Annotated in this window: 21 protein-coding genes; 7 read left to right on the top strand and 14 right to left on the bottom strand. The window is 61.2% G+C overall.

Features of this window, described 5'->3' with window-relative positions:
- Window positions 1-21: 21 nt before the first annotated feature.
- The 4 genes from FHX06_RS22900 to dmeR form a co-directional block, all read right to left on the bottom strand.
- A complete protein-coding gene (locus FHX06_RS22900) occupies window positions 22-2,034 on the bottom strand; it encodes a BTAD domain-containing putative transcriptional regulator (protein ID WP_183880976.1) in 2,013 nt (670 codons plus the stop codon).
- A 503-nt stretch (window positions 2,035-2,537) separates the two neighbouring features.
- Complete coding sequence (bla, locus tag FHX06_RS22895) at window positions 2,538-3,422, bottom strand: class A beta-lactamase (RefSeq protein ID WP_113203660.1); 885 nt, start codon at window positions 3,420-3,422, stop codon at window positions 2,538-2,540.
- 71 nt (window positions 3,423-3,493) lie between these two features.
- Complete coding sequence (dmeF, locus tag FHX06_RS22890) at window positions 3,494-4,447, bottom strand: CDF family Co(II)/Ni(II) efflux transporter DmeF (protein WP_183880974.1); 954 nt, start codon at window positions 4,445-4,447, stop codon at window positions 3,494-3,496.
- 29 nt (window positions 4,448-4,476) lie between these two features.
- The gene (gene dmeR / locus FHX06_RS22885) at window positions 4,477-4,749 is read right to left on the bottom strand and encodes a Ni(II)/Co(II)-sensing transcriptional repressor DmeR (protein ID WP_007816163.1); all 273 of its coding nucleotides are present in this window, start codon (window positions 4,747-4,749) and stop codon (window positions 4,477-4,479) included.
- A 114-nt stretch (window positions 4,750-4,863) separates the two neighbouring features.
- Between dmeR and FHX06_RS22880 the strand changes: the two genes are divergently transcribed.
- From FHX06_RS22880 to FHX06_RS22860, 5 genes are all read left to right on the top strand, one after another.
- Window positions 4,864-5,505, top strand: a complete 642-nt coding sequence (locus tag FHX06_RS22880; RefSeq protein ID WP_112543085.1) for a MarR family winged helix-turn-helix transcriptional regulator — start codon at window positions 4,864-4,866, stop codon at window positions 5,503-5,505.
- 41 nt (window positions 5,506-5,546) lie between these two features.
- A complete protein-coding gene (locus tag FHX06_RS22875; RefSeq protein WP_183880966.1) occupies window positions 5,547-6,263 on the top strand; it encodes a hypothetical protein in 717 nt (238 codons plus the stop codon).
- 152 nt (window positions 6,264-6,415) lie between these two features.
- Window positions 6,416-6,961 carry a TlpA family protein disulfide reductase gene (locus FHX06_RS22870; protein ID WP_183880963.1) on the top strand — a complete coding sequence of 182 codons (546 nt, stop codon included), beginning with the start codon at window positions 6,416-6,418 and terminating at the stop codon, window positions 6,959-6,961.
- Window positions 6,962-7,178: 217 nt separating this feature from the next.
- Complete coding sequence (locus tag FHX06_RS22865; RefSeq protein WP_183880961.1) at window positions 7,179-7,673, top strand: GNAT family N-acetyltransferase; 495 nt, start codon at window positions 7,179-7,181, stop codon at window positions 7,671-7,673.
- Window positions 7,674-7,713: 40 nt separating this feature from the next.
- Window positions 7,714-8,292 carry a type 1 glutamine amidotransferase family protein gene (locus tag FHX06_RS22860; protein ID WP_183880959.1) on the top strand — a complete coding sequence of 193 codons (579 nt, stop codon included), beginning with the start codon at window positions 7,714-7,716 and terminating at the stop codon, window positions 8,290-8,292.
- On the opposite strand, the gene FHX06_RS22855 is transcribed toward FHX06_RS22860, so the two are convergent.
- From FHX06_RS22855 to FHX06_RS22835, 5 genes are all read right to left on the bottom strand, one after another.
- Window positions 8,274-8,957 carry an isochorismatase family cysteine hydrolase gene (locus FHX06_RS22855; RefSeq protein WP_183880957.1) on the bottom strand — a complete coding sequence of 228 codons (684 nt, stop codon included), beginning with the start codon at window positions 8,955-8,957 and terminating at the stop codon, window positions 8,274-8,276. The genes FHX06_RS22860 and FHX06_RS22855 overlap by 19 nt on opposite strands.
- A gap of 23 nt (window positions 8,958-8,980) precedes the next feature.
- On the bottom strand, window positions 8,981-9,274 hold the full coding sequence (locus FHX06_RS22850; RefSeq protein ID WP_183880955.1) for a hypothetical protein: 294 nt from the start codon (window positions 9,272-9,274) through the stop codon (window positions 8,981-8,983).
- Between the two features lie 39 nt (window positions 9,275-9,313).
- The gene (locus FHX06_RS22845) at window positions 9,314-10,228 is read right to left on the bottom strand and encodes a c-type cytochrome (RefSeq protein WP_112970978.1); all 915 of its coding nucleotides are present in this window, start codon (window positions 10,226-10,228) and stop codon (window positions 9,314-9,316) included.
- Window positions 10,229-10,358: 130 nt separating this feature from the next.
- Window positions 10,359-10,802, bottom strand: coding sequence for a c-type cytochrome (locus FHX06_RS22840; protein WP_112543141.1), 444 nt, complete (start codon window positions 10,800-10,802; stop codon window positions 10,359-10,361).
- Window positions 10,803-10,936: 134 nt separating this feature from the next.
- Window positions 10,937-11,572, bottom strand: a complete 636-nt coding sequence (locus FHX06_RS22835) for a LysE family translocator (protein ID WP_113145887.1) — start codon at window positions 11,570-11,572, stop codon at window positions 10,937-10,939.
- A 127-nt stretch (window positions 11,573-11,699) separates the two neighbouring features.
- Here FHX06_RS22835 and FHX06_RS22830 point away from each other — a divergent pair, with 127 nt between their 5' ends.
- Window positions 11,700-12,401 carry a helix-turn-helix transcriptional regulator gene (locus FHX06_RS22830; protein ID WP_183880953.1) on the top strand — a complete coding sequence of 234 codons (702 nt, stop codon included), beginning with the start codon at window positions 11,700-11,702 and terminating at the stop codon, window positions 12,399-12,401.
- Here the strand turns inward: FHX06_RS22830 and FHX06_RS22825 are convergent.
- Window positions 12,398-13,168 (bottom strand): SDR family NAD(P)-dependent oxidoreductase, encoded by a 771-nt coding sequence (locus FHX06_RS22825; RefSeq protein ID WP_183880951.1) that lies wholly within the window; start codon window positions 13,166-13,168, stop codon window positions 12,398-12,400. The two genes, FHX06_RS22830 and FHX06_RS22825, sit on opposite strands and share 4 nt — an antisense overlap.
- 168 nt (window positions 13,169-13,336) lie before the next feature.
- Between FHX06_RS22825 and FHX06_RS22820 the strand changes: the two genes are divergently transcribed.
- Window positions 13,337-14,251: an AraC family transcriptional regulator gene (locus FHX06_RS22820; protein WP_183881082.1), complete on the top strand. Its 915-nt coding sequence runs from the start codon at window positions 13,337-13,339 to the stop codon at window positions 14,249-14,251.
- Here FHX06_RS22820 and FHX06_RS22815 read toward each other — a convergent pair.
- From FHX06_RS22815 to FHX06_RS22800, 4 genes are all read right to left on the bottom strand, one after another.
- Window positions 14,248-15,093, bottom strand: a complete 846-nt coding sequence (locus FHX06_RS22815) for a metallophosphoesterase (protein WP_183880949.1) — start codon at window positions 15,091-15,093, stop codon at window positions 14,248-14,250. The genes FHX06_RS22820 and FHX06_RS22815 overlap by 4 nt on opposite strands.
- An 84-nt stretch (window positions 15,094-15,177) precedes the next feature.
- Window positions 15,178-15,399 (bottom strand): hypothetical protein, encoded by a 222-nt coding sequence (locus FHX06_RS22810; RefSeq protein ID WP_112970984.1) that lies wholly within the window; start codon window positions 15,397-15,399, stop codon window positions 15,178-15,180.
- Window positions 15,400-15,439: 40 nt separating this feature from the next.
- Complete coding sequence (locus FHX06_RS22805) at window positions 15,440-15,850, bottom strand: SRPBCC domain-containing protein (RefSeq protein WP_112543072.1); 411 nt, start codon at window positions 15,848-15,850, stop codon at window positions 15,440-15,442.
- On the bottom strand, window positions 15,847-16,170 hold the full coding sequence (locus FHX06_RS22800) for an ArsR/SmtB family transcription factor (protein WP_112543071.1): 324 nt from the start codon (window positions 16,168-16,170) through the stop codon (window positions 15,847-15,849). Before FHX06_RS22800 ends, FHX06_RS22805 begins: the two co-directional genes overlap by 4 nt.
- Between the last annotated feature and the right edge of the window lie 89 nt (window positions 16,171-16,259).

Genomic DNA, 16,259 nt, shown 5'->3' with positions numbered 1-16,259 from the left:
AAAGCGCTCTCCGCCGCTTTTCTACTCCGGCAACCCCGCCATTCGAAGAGCCTCGATATATCGGTTACGGTCGTCCGGTCGCCGAAACGGCGGCAGGATATCGGCAAGATTCGAAAGCCGGAGCGCGGGATCCAACTGGCACAGGCGAGCGATCGTTCCCTGCGCTTCCGCACTCCGCCCGCTCATGACCTGACCTGCCGCCATAACACGCATCGCGCTCGGATAATTCGGCTGGTGGCGTAACGATCTCGCCGCCCAGACGGCGGCATCCTCGTAATGTCCGGCGCAGAAATGAGCCAGGCCGGTGTTGAACTGCCAGGCAAACAGGCGGGGATCCAAAGGGCTCAGACGCATGGCGAGGGCTGCATGTTCGACGGCCTTGTCGGGCTCGCCAAGGCAGGTCTTCACCCAGCTGCTGGTGCCCAGAGCAGCGGCGAGATTCGGATTGAGGAAGAGCGCGCGATCGATACAGGCCGCACTGTCATCAAGGTCGCCGCCGACATAGCCGAGGACATATCCACCGTAGGAGAGCGCAACCGCATCGTCCCAGCCGAGTTCGACCGCTCTTCTCGCCAGTCGGGTCGCTTCGGCAATCTCCTCGGCGGGATTGGCCATCCAGCCATTGCTCTTTCGGGTCGCGTAGCATCGCGCCGCCCGGGCATACGCTATGGCGAACTCCGGGTCGCGCTCGATCGCCTTCATGAACAGCCGCAGGGCCTCATCGGTTACCGATCTATTGGTGACCGTCCGGTCAAACGCTGCCAACCCGCGCAGATAATAGTCGTAAGCGTCAAGGCTCTCCGTCGGCTTGCGTTTGGCGCGCTCTATCTCCGCCTCCTCTACTTTCGGCGTTATCGCGCCGACGATGCTGGAGGCCACCTGATCCTGAAGATCGAATATATTTGCAAGCGTCCCATCAAAACGGTCTGCCCAAAGGTGCACACCCGTCGATGTGTCGATGAGTTGTCCGGCAATGCGGAGCCGGTCTCCCGTCCGACGCACACTTCCCTCGACCACATAGCGCACGTCCAACTCGCGCCCGACCTGCTTGATGTCGACGGCCTGCCCTTTGTAGGTAAAGCTCGAATTCCGCGCGATGACGTAGAGATGGCGGAATTGGGCAAGGGCGATCGTGATATCCTCCACGATGCCATCGGCAAAATATTCCTGCTCCGCATCGCCGCTCAAATTCTGAAATGGCAATACCGCGACCGAGGGCCGATCGTGATGCTTCGTCGGGGCTGAAACGGCCTGCATCTGCGAGATGACGTCAGGCCCCGGTTCGGCCCGCTGATGTAAGGGTTGTTGTCGCGACTGCAGCGAAACGGCCAGGGAGGACGTCTCTGCTTCCGGTTCGGCGCCGAGATGCTTCTTCAAGAGAGCCCGGCAGGTCTCGAACTGGCGCATGGCCGCGTTCTCGTGTCCCCTGAGAATATGGAGCCGCATCAGGGCCCGGTGGGCTGGCTCCATCGTCGGGTCCGAGGCGAGCAATCTCTCGGCGAGCCCTTCGCAGGCTGGCTCTTCGGCGGAGCCCGGATCGGAGAGCATGAGGCTCAACCGCTCCGCGAGTTGCAGCGCCTTGCGCCGATATGTGCTCTGGTAAGGTCCGAACCACTCATCCAGCCCGTCCGGAATGGACTCGCCCGCAAGCACCTCACCGCGGTAGAGGTCTGCCGCAAAGGCAAGATCCGCGGCTCCGCCCGCCTCCAGCTTCCGGTCGAAGATCGAAATGTCGGCTTCGTCCAGGCCGAAAATCAGGACGACCGTCTCCTGATCTCCGTCGATGTAGACAGTGGCTTCGCTGCTCGCCGGAAACGCCCGCCTGATATCGACCAGCGCCTGCCGCAAGCTATTGCGGGCCTGTTCATTGCTTCGTCCCGGCCAGAAGGCTTCGGAAAGCAATTCCCGCCGACAGCCGCGGCGCCCTGCAAGAACCAGAGCAGCAAAAAGAAGCGACGTCTTGCGCGTGGCGAAGCGTACTTGCCGGTCTTCCGGGGAGGTAACTTCGAGGCCGCCTAGCAACCTGATACGCACAGAAAGCCTCCCGATTTGGATCGCCGCTGCAGAATAGCATTTAGGAAGACGGATTTAACACCGATTTAGCGACGGCTTGTCGAAGTTTTCCTGGCCGTTCACGCCCAGCTCAACAGGCCGAAAACACCCCCATGGCACATTCCCACTCACACATTTCACAAATAGGAGACTGGGAAATGGCTCACACGGAAACTCACGCCGCCAGCGCACCGATACAACAGGTGTCCGAGTCCAGGGTGAACAGCATCACAATATTGACTGCTGCGTTGGCCGCTGCCGTGAGGCAGTGGCGCAGAGCTGCCGCGAGGCGGAGGGTGCTGGCAGACCTGACGTCCGATCAGCTGAGAGATATCGGTCAACCCGAAATCAATCGCCCGACGCTCGAAATCAAAGCAGGTCTGATCACGAACTTGATGTCAATGCGATAACCGGCAGGTTCAATTGCATTGCTGCGACGAAACCATGGTTGCTAAGCTGCTGCCGAGCGGCGGATCTTTCCCGTTTCAGACCATCTCGGTAATCATCTTGCCGATTTCGGCGAAGACGGGATTGAATTCATCCATCTTCACCGTCGCTTCTCCGATGTAGACGGCGGCGACGATCGGGCCGCGCTTGGGCGGCCAGATGATGGCAATATCGCCGGCGGAACCATTGTCACCCGTGCCGGTCTTATCGCCGATCTTCCAATCGCCGGGCAGGCCTGCGCGCAGGCGCGCACCACCGGTCGTGTTTGCAATCATCCAGTCGATCAACTGATTTGCAGAGGTTTCTGCCAGAACCGAACCGAGCGCGATATTGCCAAGAGAATCCAGCATTGCATCCGGCGTCGTGGTGTCGCGCGGATCGCCTTTCGTGGCTTCGTTCAGCGCGGTTTCCATGCGGTCGAGCCTTGTCGTGCCGTCACCGATGGAGCGCAGCCAGTCGGTGAGTGCGGCCGGGCCGCCAAAACTTTCCAGCATCAGATTGCCGGCGGTGTTGTCGCTCAGCGTAATGGCGGCCTTGCAGATCTCGGCCATCGTCATGCCGTCGCCGCCCGCATGCTTTTCGGTCTCGGGGGAATAGGTGACGAGCTTGTCCTTGCCGTAGGTGATACGCCGGTCGAGGCTCTCATCGCCCTTGTCGACACGGGCAAGAACGAGGCCTGCAGCCAGGACCTTGAAGGTGCTGCACATGGCAAAGGGCTCGCTGCCGCGATAGCCGAAGGAGACATTCGTGTCGCTGTCGAGAACGGAAACCCCGAGGCGCCCGCCAATGCGGGCTTCAAGCGCTGCAAGCCGCTTGTCGATATCGTCATTCTGCTGCTCGGCGCGCACGCGAGACGCAAAACCCAGCGCAGGCAGCAGCAAGGCGGAGCCCATGAAGCTGCGGCGAGTGAGGCTGTGATTCATGAAGACCTCCGGGGAATCAGGATCTCAGGCGTAAGGCCCGATTGCGGCGGCATCTCGGCTTTTTGGCAGGATCAGGCAGCGCGCGTGACCTCCACCGTCACATGCGACAACTCGTCCAGGCTCGCGAGCCTCTCCTTGTAGAAGGCGGTATCGCGCGGCTGCGGCGTCAGCACCGCGACAATCGCTGCATGGTGGCCGGGACCGACCTGCCAGACATGAAGATCGGTGATGCGGTCGCCATCGCCTTCGATCGCTCCGCGGATTTCGTCCGGCAGTGTTTCTCCTTCCGAGAGCACGTCGAGCAGCACGGCGCCCGAAGATTTCATCAGTCCCCAGGACCATTGCGCGATGATGAGAGCGCCGACGATGCCCATCAGCGGATCAAGCCACAGCCAGCCATAGAGGCTACCGAAGGTGAGTGCGGCAATGGCGAGCACAGAGGTCAAAGCGTCGGCGATGACGTGCATATAGGCGGAGCGAATATTGTTATCCGCATGACTATGGTGGCCATGATCGTGGCCGTGGTGATGATCGTGATGGTGATCATGCACGTGTCCATGATGGTGGCCGCCGCTACCGCTCAGCATCCAGGCACTGACGAGGTTAACGGCAAGGCCGATGACGGCGACGGCAATCGCCTGGCTGAAGCTGATCGGCACGGGCGAGGTGATGCGCAGGAAACTTTCCCAGCCCATCAGCAGCGCGATCATTGCCAGAATGATGGCACTCGCAAAACCGGCGAGGTCGCCGAGTTTGCCGGTGCCGAACGTGAAGCGCGGATTGCGGGCCTGCTTGCGGGCGAAGAGATAGGCGAGCGCGGAAATGAGCAACGCGCTGGCATGGGTGGACATATGCCAGCCATCGGCCACCAGCGCCATCGAGCCGTACATGGTGCCGGCGCCGATTTCGACGACCATCATGACCGCTGTCAACGCAATCACCAGCCAGATGCGGCGTTCGTTGCGGGCATGGTCCTGCCCCAGGAAGACATGCTCATGTCCGTAGCTATTCGTTCCGGCACTCATTGCCAGCTCCTTACCGATATCGATCCGGCTCAGCGGATATAGGTTCGCAATACTTCCGATATTTCCTCGACTGCCTCCGCCCTCGCCTTCTCGTCGGCGGCATGCAGCACGTGTTCGTGCAGATGGTCGTCCAGCACCTCGCCCGTGAGACCCGTCAGCGCGCCGCGCACGGAGGCAAGAAGCTGGAGGATCTCGCCGCAGGGGCGCTCGCCCTCCAGTGCACGTTCGACAGCCTCGAGCTGCCCGCGGATACGGCTGACGCGGGCGATGAGTTTCTTCTTCTGATGGGTCGTATGGGACATGGCAGTCTCGGATGTAGTATAGGGGGGTACCCTATATTACCTTCACGAAAAACGAAAGTGGCAATCCATCGCAGCGGCTCTTGAATTTACATAGGACTCCTATATATTGAACCCATGGAAACGCCAAAAGACCCGACATCGATCGACAACCGCATCAGCGAAGGCCTGACCCGCATCGCGATCGCAATGCGCAGCGACGAATGGTCGAAGGCCGAAAAGGCCGGACTGAAGCCGACCCAGCTTGCGATCCTCGAATTTCTCGCCGGCCGCGATAGTGCGCGGGTGAAGGAGATTGCGGCGCATCTCGGCGTCTCGCAGCCGACAGCGACGGATTCGATTGCGGCACTGGAGCGCAAGGGGCTGGTTGCCAAGGAGAGCGCTCCCGGCGACAAACGTGCCACCGCGATCCGCATCACGACGGAGGGAATGGCGGCGTTCGGGTCCGTTTCGCCGATCGAAACGGCAGCGATGGAAGCAGCCCGATCGCTTTCCCCCGGCGAGCAGGAAGGCTTGCTGCTGTCGCTCGTCAAGATGATCCGGCATCTGCAGGAGGCGGATGCCATACCAATCCAGCGGATGTGCACGAGTTGTCGTTACTTCCGTCCCTACCAGCATTCCGGTGCGGCCAAACCGCACCACTGCAATTTCGTGAACGCGGCCTTCGGCAGAAATGAACTGCGCATCGACTGCCGCGACCATGAAACCGCCGATCCGGCAACCCGGGCTGCCACCTGGGACGCCTTTGAAAAAGGATAGGCGCACTCTCCAGGCAAACTAAAAAGAGAAGGATGTTCAAAATGTTAAGGCAGTTTATCACCGGCGCGGCAATCGCCGGAACGCTATCGCTTTGGCTGGGCTCGGCCATGGCCCATCCCGTCACGGTCGAACCATCCAAGGGCGTGAAAGCCTCGTTCGACATTATCGAAACGCAGATCGTCACAAAGGGCGACAAGGCGATTTTTTCGACGCGCGTGCGCGGCGAAGCCGGCGCTGAAAAGCCCGCTGCAACCGGCAAGTTCGAAGGCTCCGGCGTCTATGCCTATGTCTGGCCGACCTCGCTCAACAGCGGCGATATCGGCTTCGACAGGGATCAGGGCATTGTGGCGCTGGCCGTGACTTTCCATCCTGACTTCGACGATGCCGCCAATAAGGGCAAAAACCGCGATGTCTGGCATCCGCACTGGGTCGTGCTCAACGAGGACAAGGCCTGCGCCGGCGGATTGAAGGTGACCGACATCCCTAACGGCGCCAAGCCGAAGCTTCCCGCCACATGGCCGGGCGTTCCGCTGCTGATCGACAGCCCGGATTATCAGACGGTGCTGAAGGGCGACCGTGTCGATGTCGCCATCCCGGTGTCGCTCATCGGCGGCATCACAGGCGCATCCTATGACGGCGTGACGGCAGGGCTGAAGGTCAACGGCAACCTGCATGCCCCGCTGCTTTGTGTCGATAATGTCTTCAAGGTCGCCTCCGGCAATCTCAGCCTGCCGGGCAAGGTCATGCCTGCGAAGTAACAGGGGCGCCGGTCCGCCGACTGCCATCGCCGGACCGGCTCTTTCCTCTCTCCAGGCAAATAGAGAAGAGAAAACACCAGGCAGATTTATCCCATTGCGGCCCGGATGCAACCGGTGGCGGGACCGCCTGCCCAACGACAAAGGATTTCGACATGTCCGATCTGACACTCGCACCGGAGCTTTCGGTCAGCGAATGGTTCAACACATCGCAGCCGCTCTCCATCGCCGGACTGCGCGGCAAGATGATCTTCCTGCACAGTTTCCAATTGCTGTGCCCCGGCTGCGTGGCTGAAAGCCTGCCGCAGGTGCGCCGCATCGAGCGCATCTTCGCCAACACGGATCTCCAGGTCATCGGCCTGCACACGGTTTTCGAACATCACGAGGCGATGACGCCAACCGTGCTCAAGGCTTTCATTCACGAATACCGGCTGACCTCGCCTATCGGGGTCGATCAGGCCGACCAGCGCTCCGACATACCGTTGACGATGCGCCGCTATGGTTTCAGGGGAACGCCCTCATCCGTCCTGATCGGCCGCGATGGTGTGATCCTGCATCATGCGTTCGGCGTCGAGGACGATATCGCGCTCGGCGCCCGCATCGGCATGGCGCTTGCAGCACCCATCCCGACGGCGACGTCAGCTGAGGAGATTGAGGGTTGCGCGGCCGGTGTCTGCGCCGTACCGGCAGATGCGGCCTGAAACGGCTCCGATCCGGGCCCAAGCTGCCATTGACAAACGGGCGGTTTCGGACAATCAATGGCGCATGATCAAGAACGCGCACCATAACCGCTCGTATTTTTGGCTGTACCTGTAAAGGGCGGCCGAGACAGATCACAATGTCAACAAGCCGCCGTCAGGCGGCTTTGTTGTATCGGCAGCGTCCTGGCGGCATAAACGTAAAAAGGACGCGAAGACCATGCTTGAAATCGAAGACAGCGAAATATCGCTCATGCGCCCGCCGGTGGTGACGATCCGCGCCGCCAAACCCCGCGACATCTGCGAACTCCATGAAATGATCGGCCTGCTTGCCGTCCATCATGGCGACATCTCCGCCTCGACGCCGGAACAGCTCGAGCGCGACCTCTTCGGCCCGACGCCCTGGATTTCTGCCATTGTCGCCGAAGGCAGCGACGGCCTGATCGGCTACGCGATCCTCGTTCCGCTCTACAGGGCGCAGGAAGGCAAGCGCGGCATGGACCTGCATCACCTTTTCGTCCGCGACGGCCATCGGGGCCATGGCACCGGCCAGCTTCTCGTCGACCGCGCCCGGGAAACGGCCCGCATTGCGGGCTGCGACTACCTCTCCGTCAGCGCAGCGACCGGAAATCTCAAGGCTCACCGCTTCTACGAACAGATGGACTTCACCCCTCGCCCGGTCACCGGCATGCGCTATATGCAGGCTCTGTCGTGAGTGGCTTCAGCCGCTCGGCCATCTTGCAAGGGAGGAAAGCATGACCCGACTGGCGGTGGTTCTGACCGAGGGCTTTGCGGACTGGGAAGTGGGGCAGCTTGCTGCCTCCGCTCGCACCCATTTCGGCTTCGATGTGGTGACGGCAAGTCCCGGCGGCGCGGAAATCCGCTCCATGGGCGGCATGCGGGTGGCGGCCGATACGGTGGCCGAGAACCTGCATGGCGACGCTTTCGATGCGCTTGTTATCTGCGGGGGTACGATCTGGGAAACCGAAAGGGCGCCCGACCTTTCATCCATCATCAACGACTTCATCACGCGTGGCAAGGTCACCGCTGCGATCTGCGGCGGGACGCTGGCACTGGCACGCGCGGGTGCATTGAACAATATTCCGCATACCAGCAACGCGCCCGACTTCATTGCCGGTGCTGAGGGCTATGGCGGCCAGGCGCATTATCGCGACGGTCCGCAGGCCGTAAGATCGGGTATGATCGTGACTGCGCCCGGTTCGGCGCCGATTACTTTTACGGCTGAGATCTACCGGGCGCTGGGCTTCGGCAGCGAAGAACTCGACACCTATGTGCAGATCCTCGGCGCGGAGCATCAGCCGAAGGCTGCCTGAGATGTATCGAGCAGGCCGATCACCTCGATCGTCGTACGCACATCGCCGAAGCTACGATAGACCGAATAGAGCGCCATGTTGTGGTCTATGTCTCGGCGAGCGGCATTTGCGTCAGCCAGCATGATGACGCGGAAACCGCTGCAGCAGGCATCGCGAGCCGAGGATTCGCAGCAGATGTTGGTCAGGGTGCCGGTAATGAGAACCGTATCGACACCGCGCGATTTCAGCATGGCCGCAAGCGGAGCGCTTTCGGGATGGAAGGCGCTGTAGGAAGTCTTCTCGATCAATAGATCCTGCGGTTCGGGAACGAAATCCGGCGCGAGCCTGCCTTCGACCGGCCCTTCGCCGCCCGAGGTGCGGTAAAGTTCCGCGATGGTTTCACCAAAGAACTCGCGCGCCAGTTCGGGGTAGGTCTGGCGAGGAGCGGGCACCACCCAGACGATCAGCCCGCCGCACGCGCGCACCGCAGCAACGAGCGCCTGAATATTCGGAACGATGCCTTCCGCGTAGCTGCCCGGCGTCACGAAAAAGTGGATCATGTCGACGACGACCAGGGCGGTCCTTGCCGGCGTGAGGCTGGTGAAAGCGAAACGCCGTCCGCGGCGCTCTTCCTGCCGCGCGTATTCACGCGGCTCGATCTGCCAGGCATGTCGTTTCAAGACCATTCCTCCGTTTGGAGATTGAGGTCTCAACGTATACCGAGTCGCGGTGACGGCGGTGTCTCTTTCATCGGAGCATCCTCGGCGGCCACCTCATGCACCGGGCGGATTGCCCATTGGTGCAGTGCTCTCTTGACGAACAGGAATGCTGCGGCCCTCGCCTGCGCCAGATCGCCGGGATCATCGAGGCGGCTGGCAATCTTTGCCTCCATCATCGCGAGCGTTTCGGAAAACCAGCGCGCAAGAACTGCATTGCGCGCGGCGAGCCGTTCACGCATGCGGGCAATTGCGGCGTCTGTTTCCTCAAGGGTCGGGTGCTTCATGCTGACAATGTGGCCGGCGGTGCTTGCCCCAGGCAGACGCTACTTGCTCGGAACCGCCTTCAGATAGGCGGAGATCGCCTCGATATCGGACTGCGGCAGATGGGCGATGTTCTGTTGAACGTCCACCATCTGGCCACCGGCGGAGTCGAAATCGGGGGTGAAGCCGGTCTGCAGGTAGTTGGTGATATCGGCCTCGCTCCAGGAGCCAACGCTCTTCGAGCCCGGCGTGATATCGGGTATGCGGCCCTTGCCTTCCGGGTTCGGCGCGCCGGCAAGCCATTGATCGCGGAGGAAGCCGCCGAGGAAATCGCGTGGGGTGTGGCATTCACCGCAATGACCGAGGCCCTCGACCAGATATTGGCCGCGTTTCACCTTGTCGTCGGCATTGGCAAGCACGACGCGGGGCTGATCATTGAAATAGAGGAGCTTCCAGCCGCCGAGCGCCAGGCGGATGTTGAACGGGAACGGCAATTCGTGCGGCGGGGCAACGTTGCTGCTCTTTGGCAGGGTCTTCAGATAAGCGAAGAGATCGTTGACATCCTTGTCGCTCATGCGCGTGTAGGAGCCATAGGGGAAGGACGGGTAGAGATGCTGTCCATTGGGGCCGACGCCGCGCTTTATCGCATTGCCGAACTGAGCCAGCGTCCAGCGACCGATTCCTGCCTGCTCATCCGGAGAAATGTTTGGCACATGGAAGGTCCCGAAGGGGCTCGTCAGGGCGAGGCCACCGGCCAGCGTGAGTTTCGCATCGCCTTGTGCACCGGGCGTGGCATGACAGCTGACACAGCCGCCAGCCCAGAATACCTTCTCGCCATTCGCGACGTCAGGCGCGCCGAGATTGGCCCAGTGGCTATCCGGAAACGGATCCGGCGCGGTTACGAAATAGAAAACTGCGCCGCCGATCAAGACGACGCCGATGAGACAGAGCACAAAGCGGATGAACCTGCGGACCATGCGCCGCCTCTCCTTACTATCAATGTTCAGGGGCGTTCCCCGGCCCCGCTGCCGGAAGAGAATAAGGCGATCCGCACCGGCGGCAAGGGCCGGTGCGGATGACGGGATCATGCGAGAATAGCTCTATCGCCTAGTCCTTCTTGATGCGATAGAGCTGATGACAGCCACCGCAATTGCCGCCGAGCGTGTTCAGCGCCGCGCCGACGCCGGCAGCATCAGCCGGAAGCTGGGCGAGCACGGTTTCGGCGTCGGTGGACAACTTCGCGGCGCGCGCCTTGAAGTCATCCATGTTTTCCCAGATCTTCGGGCTTGCTTCTTCGTCGCCCGTCTCGGTGCCCGGCTTGAACTGGTCCGGGAAGGCCTTCGCCGTGGTGGCGATCGTCGTCAGCGCCGCCTTGACGGCATCCGCATCATAGGGCTTCGTGCCCTTGGCGATGGCGGACAGCGAGCCTGCTGCGCCACCGATCTGCTTCATCATTCCAATGCGCGCGTCATGCGTGCCGTCGGCCGCCATGACCGAACCGAGGGCAATGCCGGCGAGCGCCGCAGCCGCCGCTACTGTTTTCCAATTCATTATTCTCTCTCCATTGTTCCGCCGGCGAAGCCGGCCGAGGGCAATCTGCACCGCGATCATGACAAAATCCATCTGGCCGCATAGTCACGTTTGGCCGGATCCTCATAAAAACAACGTGATAAACATAGACGGAATCAGGCCGTCTTCCAGCCCTGCCATAGACTGATCGCGGAGATGACGACCAGCAACAGGCCCGCGAGACGGCCGATGACGGCAGTCGTATTCGGATTCGACAACAGGAGGTCGCGGCTGCGGCCGGCCGTCATGGCCAGGGTGCCGTAGACGGCAAGCTGAGTGAGCACGGTCATGATGCCCATGATCAGCCCCTGGAGCCAGATCGGCCCAAATTCCGGCTTTATGAACTGCGGATAGACGGCCAGTACGAAAATGTAGGCCTTGGGATTGACGAGGCAGGTAACCGCCCCCTGTCGGAACGCCTTCCAGGTGGAGCGCGCCGTGCCCGGGCCGACTGCCTCGACCTTGATGGAACTTCTCATCAGCGAGACGCCGATCCAGATCATGTAGGCGACGCCGGCAAAGAGCAGCAGGTTGAAGATACCGGGCAGCATGGCGACGAGAATGCCCACCCCCGCCGCACCATAGGCCGAGTGCACCGCCCCACCCAGCATGATGCCGCTGGTGGCGGCAAGGCCGCGCCTGGTGCCGCCGGTCAGGGCATTGGCGAGCACGAAGAGCATGTCCATGCCCGGCACGATGATGATGCCGAAGAGAAGGGTGAAGTAGAGCCAGAGGCTTTGGTGATAATCCATGTCAGTTGTCCGTCCCGCTTTCAGTCACGCTTTTGAGGAAGAGCTTTGAATTTCAACTTGATAGACAGCTCTATACGGCAGCCCAACTGACAGTGTATTGTCAGGAGCGTTGGAGAAAGGGCGGCAAATGCGCAAGGCCTCAAGGCTTTTCGAGATCATCCAGATATTGCGGCTGGCGAAGAAGCCGATGACCGCGGCCATCATGGCCGAGAGGCTTGAAGTGACGGTTCGCTCGATCTACCGCGATATCGCCGCACTGCAGGCGATGCGGGTGCCGATCGAAGGCGGGCGCGGCATCGGCTATATCATGCGGCCGGGCTTCGACCTGCCTCCCCTGATGTTTTCGATCGAGGAGACGGAAGCGATCGTGCTGTCGCTGGCGCTCCTGGAGCGCACCGGCGACGAAGGGCTGAAGCTCGCCGCACGGCGGGTCAACCAGAAGCTCGCCGGCGCGGTGCCGCCGCCACTGCGACAGGCGATGGAAAACAAGGCGCTCTATGCATGGGGAACGGTCGCGCCGGCGCCTGCCGGTTTGGACCTCGCCATCGTGCGCGGAGCGATCCGCGACGAGCGCAAGCTCACCCTCTCCTATCGCGATGAAATGGGACGTGCGACCGAGCGGATGATCCGCCCGATCGCACTGATCTATTATTCCCAGACCGCCAATATCGTCGCCTGGTGCGAACTCAGGCAGGCGATCCGCAATTTCCGCAGCGACCGCGTGGAGGCTTGCGCTGAGGCGGACGTCTTTTTCAAGGGGGAAGGCGACGGCTTGCGCACGCTCTGGACCGAGAGCTGGACGGAAAAGCCGCTGGCAGCCAATGCTTAGAGCGCCATGCCGCCGGAAACCTCGATGCGCTGGGCGTTGACCCAGCGGTTTGCCTCTGTCAGCAGCGAGGCGATCATCGGGCCGATATCGTCAGGCACGCCGGCGCGGCCGAGCGCCGTCATCGAAGCAACCCTGCGGTTGATCTCCGGATTGTCGCGCACCATACCGCCACTGAAATCGGTGGCAATTGCGCCAGGTGCGACGGTGTTGACGGCAATGCCGCGGGCACCGAGCTCATTGGCCATGTAGCGCGTCAGCACCTCGACGGCGCCCTTCAGCGAACCGTAGGCCGAGGAGCCTGGGACGGCGACGCGGGAAAGGCCGCTGGAGAGATTGACGATGCGGCCGCCATCGGCAATGACAGGCAGCAGCTTCTGCGTCAGGAAGAAGACGCCCTTGAAATGGACGTTGTAGAGCTTGTCCATTTCCTCCTCGGTCGTCTCCGTTATCGAGGCGTGGTAGCTGGTGCCGGCATTGTTGACGAGAAAATTGAAACGCTCGCGACCCCAGCCATTCAGGACCGAGCGGACATTGTCGACGAAAGCATCGAAGGCGGCGACATTGCCCGTATCGAGCTGCAGGGCGGCGGCCCTGCGGCCAAGCGCATCCACTTCGGCGACGACCTTATCGGCCTCTTCACGGTTGGAATTGTAGGTAAAGATTACGTCGACGCCATTGCGCGCGAGGCTGATCACGGTGTTGCGGCCGAGACCGCGGCTGCCGCCGGTGAGGATTGCGATTTTGGCATTTGCATTCGGATCGGTCATCTCAATTGCTCCTTGTTCGGATGACCAGAATCTAGGTCCGGCACCCCCTTTCCCGAATGCCGAAAGCGTCGAACTTCTTGCCTATTCCTCCAGACAGGTTGTCGCCTCGCATTCGTGGAGTAAGATGGCGGGCCAAGGCGCGGCAGGATCCGCCACCGGAGAAGAATGATGTCCGCAGAAATCAAGACTGCGCTCAACCAGTACATGGACAGCCATGGCGGCGGCGACGGGCTTTATGCGACCGCCCTGCCCGGCCTCTATCTGATGCGCTCTTCCACGCTCACCATGCCGAAGCCGGCGATCTACAAGCCGGCGCTTTGCATCATCGTCGATGGCGCCAAGCAGATCATGTTCGGAGAACGGCTTTTCACCTATAGTGCCATGCAGTCGCTTGTCATCAGTGTCGAGATGCCGGCCTTCGGCCAAGTGATCGAGGCAAGCCCGGAGCGGCCGATGATCGCGCTGACGCTGGAGCTCGACGTCACCATTCTGCGCGAGGTTCTGGAGGCGATGGAAGCTCCGCCGAAGCCATCGGGAGATGGCGGTCCGGGCGTTTTCGTCCAGAATTTCGGAGCGGAACTGCAGGACTGCATCCTGCGGCTGATGCGCATGCTCGGCACGCCGAAATCTATCCCGATCCTGCGACAGTCGATCCTGCGTGAAATCAGCTTCTGGCTGCTCTCGGGCGAAAACGGCAGCGAGGTCAGCAAGCTGGCTCTGCCCGGCAGTCAGACGCGGCGCGTGGCCGATGCCATCCATATCTTGCGCGATAATTTCACAGTGCCCCTGCGCGTGGAGCAGCTTGCGGCGGCAGCGCGAATGAGCGCCTCCTCCTTCCACCAGCATTTCAAGATGCTGACCTCGATGAGCCCGCTGCAATATCAGAAGCAGCTCCGGCTTCTCGAAGCGCGGCGGCTGATGGTGGCCGACGGCATCAATGCTGCCAATGCCGCCTATCGAGTGGGCTATGAAAGCGCCTCGCAATTCAGCCGCGAATATGCGCGCATGTTCGGCACACCGCCGAAGAAAGATGCGCTGGAGCACCGGGCACAGCCTGTACCCGATGTGGCGGGAGCCGCCTAGTAGGGTAGCGTGCGGCTATCCTCGCGGCCGAAACCGCGGATTTCCATCCGGTCCGGATAGACATCGACGATCGCGAAGGTGTTTTCGCTCTCGGTATCGACCACGCCCTTGAAATTGACGAAGTGGCAGCCGGCCACCTTGCCGTAATTGCCGACATGGTTGTGGCCGTTGAGATAGGCGACGACGCTTGTCTGCGAAGCCAGCAGTTCGACAATCCGCTCGCGGTCCCACATGTCGTGTTCGCAGGGTGGATAGACGGGGAAGTGATTCATGACGATCACCTTCTCGCCTGCGGCCTTCGCCTGTTCGATCTCGCCCGCCAGCCAGGCGAATTGCTCGTCGCTCAGCGACGCGTTCCACGCATGCGCGTTGCCGGCACCTGCTGCCGATAGAGCTGCCAGGCGCTCATGACCGAGCCTGTTCAATGGATGGTCTTCCGGCGTCGCGAAAGTGCTGACCTCATTGCCGTTCAATACGATGAAACGATAGTCGTGGCGCTTGAAGCTGTAATAGGGTGCCGGCATGCCGACGCGTTCAACAACCTTTTCCAGGTATTCGGGAGCAACGCCGAAATCGTGATTGCCGAGCAGGAAGTGCGCCTGGTGGCGCAGCTTTTCATAGACCGGCAGGATATCGTCGAAGCTATTGAAATCGCGATCGATGATGTCGCCGAGCGTCATGACGAAGCTCAGCTCCTCGCCGTTGAAAGTCTCGATGGCGGCACCGACCTTGGCCAGGCTGTTGGCGTAATAGCGCCCCATCTCGGCCTGCGGTTCGATGGCGGCATATTGCGGATCGGCGATGATGCCGAAGCGGAAAAGGGGAAGATCGGCTGATGACATGCGGCGTGATGTAGAGGCCGCGAATGACAGCGATGTGACGGCGCTGCCAGTCGCGGCATTTCAGTGAGTAGCTCTTGCGATGCCTCAGCTTGCGGCTGATGCCGGCTCACGCCTGCCCGTGAAATAGGGCAATGCGAACATGTAGAGGCCGCTGAACAAAAGCAGGAAAAGCGGCGGCAGCGGCGAGTAGACCACCCATGCCGGCGGGGTGCCGAGTGCCATGGTGGCGAAATTGGCTATGACGGTCACCGTGAAGATGATCGACAGCCAACGGTGGAGCTGGCGGATAGATTTATTCCAATTCATTGTTCTTCCTCCTCAAAAATCAGACGCCGCGCGTCCTGCATCAGTCGGCGCGCGCCAGCACCTGTTCCAGATTCTCGAAGAAGCGCTGCCAGCCGAACCTGGCGCCTTGGTAGGCCTGCTCCTGATCCGGGCGGAAGCCGGCTTGTTCCATGCGCAGGTGCGTGCCCGAGCCGATCGGTGTCAGGGTCCAGGTGACGGTACTTTCGAGGCCATAGGCATCCCAGGTATAGGCCAGCGTCCTGTTCGGCTCGATTTCCAGCACCCGGCAGTCGACGGAGCCCCACTCGGCGGTGAGCTTGAAACGATGGTCCGGAACGGGCTTGAAGTCGTTCTTCATCAGCCATTCCTGGATCAGATGCGGCTGGGTGAGCGCACGCCAGATTTTTTCCGGCGGGAACGCGATCTCCCGTTCGACGACGACGGAGCGGAGTTCAGTTGCGGTGTCGGTCATTGGTCCATCCTTTTGAGTAAATCTTCCAGGGCGTCGAACCGGCTTTCCCAGAAGCCGGCCATCTCGGTCGTCCAGTCGGCGAGCGGAGCAAGTGCGCGGATTTCGGCGCTGTAGTGCGTCTGACGACCCTCATGGCGGTCGCGCACCAGGCCGGCGGTTTTGAGTACCGCGAGATGTTTGGAAACAACCGGCTGAGACACACCGGCGTGGGCCGTCAGAGCGCCAACCGTCTTCTCACCTTCACGGCACAGGCGCTCGAAGATGCCCCGACGGGTCGGATCGGAAAGCGCCCTGAACAGCGCATCTTGAACATTCGACATTTAAATTCATACCCGGTTGGCTATGGATCTATTTATAGCCAACCGGGTATGAGTTAGTCAAGCCATCTTTGTTTAACAAATTGCAGGTC

Origin of the sequence: Rhizobium sp. BK512, from assembly GCF_014194915.1 — a bacterium.
Taxonomy (GTDB): domain Bacteria; phylum Pseudomonadota; class Alphaproteobacteria; order Rhizobiales; family Rhizobiaceae; genus Rhizobium.
The sequence above is the reverse complement of the archived record's forward strand: the minus strand, read 5'-3'. Positions and strand labels throughout refer to the sequence as shown.

Coding starts and splice junctions, on each gene's coding strand:
- FHX06_RS22820 (WP_183881082.1), top strand. CDS start 13,337: ATGTCCGCAGAAATCAAGACTGCGCTCAACCAGTACATGGACAGCCAT.
- FHX06_RS22835 (WP_113145887.1), bottom strand. CDS start 11,572: ATGGATTATCACCAAAGCCTCTGGCTCTACTTCACCCTTCTCTTCGGC.
- dmeF (WP_183880974.1), bottom strand. CDS start 4,447: ATGAGTGCCGGAACGAATAGCTACGGACATGAGCATGTCTTCCTGGGG.
- FHX06_RS22875 (WP_183880966.1), top strand. CDS start 5,547: ATGTTAAGGCAGTTTATCACCGGCGCGGCAATCGCCGGAACGCTATCG.
- bla (WP_113203660.1), bottom strand. CDS start 3,422: ATGAATCACAGCCTCACTCGCCGCAGCTTCATGGGCTCCGCCTTGCTG.
- FHX06_RS22865 (WP_183880961.1), top strand. CDS start 7,179: ATGCTTGAAATCGAAGACAGCGAAATATCGCTCATGCGCCCGCCGGTG.
- FHX06_RS22815 (WP_183880949.1), bottom strand. CDS start 15,093: ATGTCATCAGCCGATCTTCCCCTTTTCCGCTTCGGCATCATCGCCGAT.
- FHX06_RS22870 (WP_183880963.1), top strand. CDS start 6,416: ATGTCCGATCTGACACTCGCACCGGAGCTTTCGGTCAGCGAATGGTTC.
- FHX06_RS22850 (WP_183880955.1), bottom strand. CDS start 9,274: ATGAAGCACCCGACCCTTGAGGAAACAGACGCCGCAATTGCCCGCATG.
- FHX06_RS22830 (WP_183880953.1), top strand. CDS start 11,700: ATGCGCAAGGCCTCAAGGCTTTTCGAGATCATCCAGATATTGCGGCTG.
- dmeR (WP_007816163.1), bottom strand. CDS start 4,749: ATGTCCCATACGACCCATCAGAAGAAGAAACTCATCGCCCGCGTCAGC.
- FHX06_RS22810 (WP_112970984.1), bottom strand. CDS start 15,399: ATGAATTGGAATAAATCTATCCGCCAGCTCCACCGTTGGCTGTCGATC.
- FHX06_RS22860 (WP_183880959.1), top strand. CDS start 7,714: ATGACCCGACTGGCGGTGGTTCTGACCGAGGGCTTTGCGGACTGGGAA.
- FHX06_RS22800 (WP_112543071.1), bottom strand. CDS start 16,170: ATGTCGAATGTTCAAGATGCGCTGTTCAGGGCGCTTTCCGATCCGACC.
- FHX06_RS22855 (WP_183880957.1), bottom strand. CDS start 8,957: ATGGTCTTGAAACGACATGCCTGGCAGATCGAGCCGCGTGAATACGCG.
- FHX06_RS22845 (WP_112970978.1), bottom strand. CDS start 10,228: ATGGTCCGCAGGTTCATCCGCTTTGTGCTCTGTCTCATCGGCGTCGTC.
- FHX06_RS22840 (WP_112543141.1), bottom strand. CDS start 10,802: ATGAATTGGAAAACAGTAGCGGCGGCTGCGGCGCTCGCCGGCATTGCC.
- FHX06_RS22825 (WP_183880951.1), bottom strand. CDS start 13,168: ATGACCGATCCGAATGCAAATGCCAAAATCGCAATCCTCACCGGCGGC.
- FHX06_RS22880 (WP_112543085.1), top strand. CDS start 4,864: ATGGAAACGCCAAAAGACCCGACATCGATCGACAACCGCATCAGCGAA.
- FHX06_RS22805 (WP_112543072.1), bottom strand. CDS start 15,850: ATGACCGACACCGCAACTGAACTCCGCTCCGTCGTCGTCGAACGGGAG.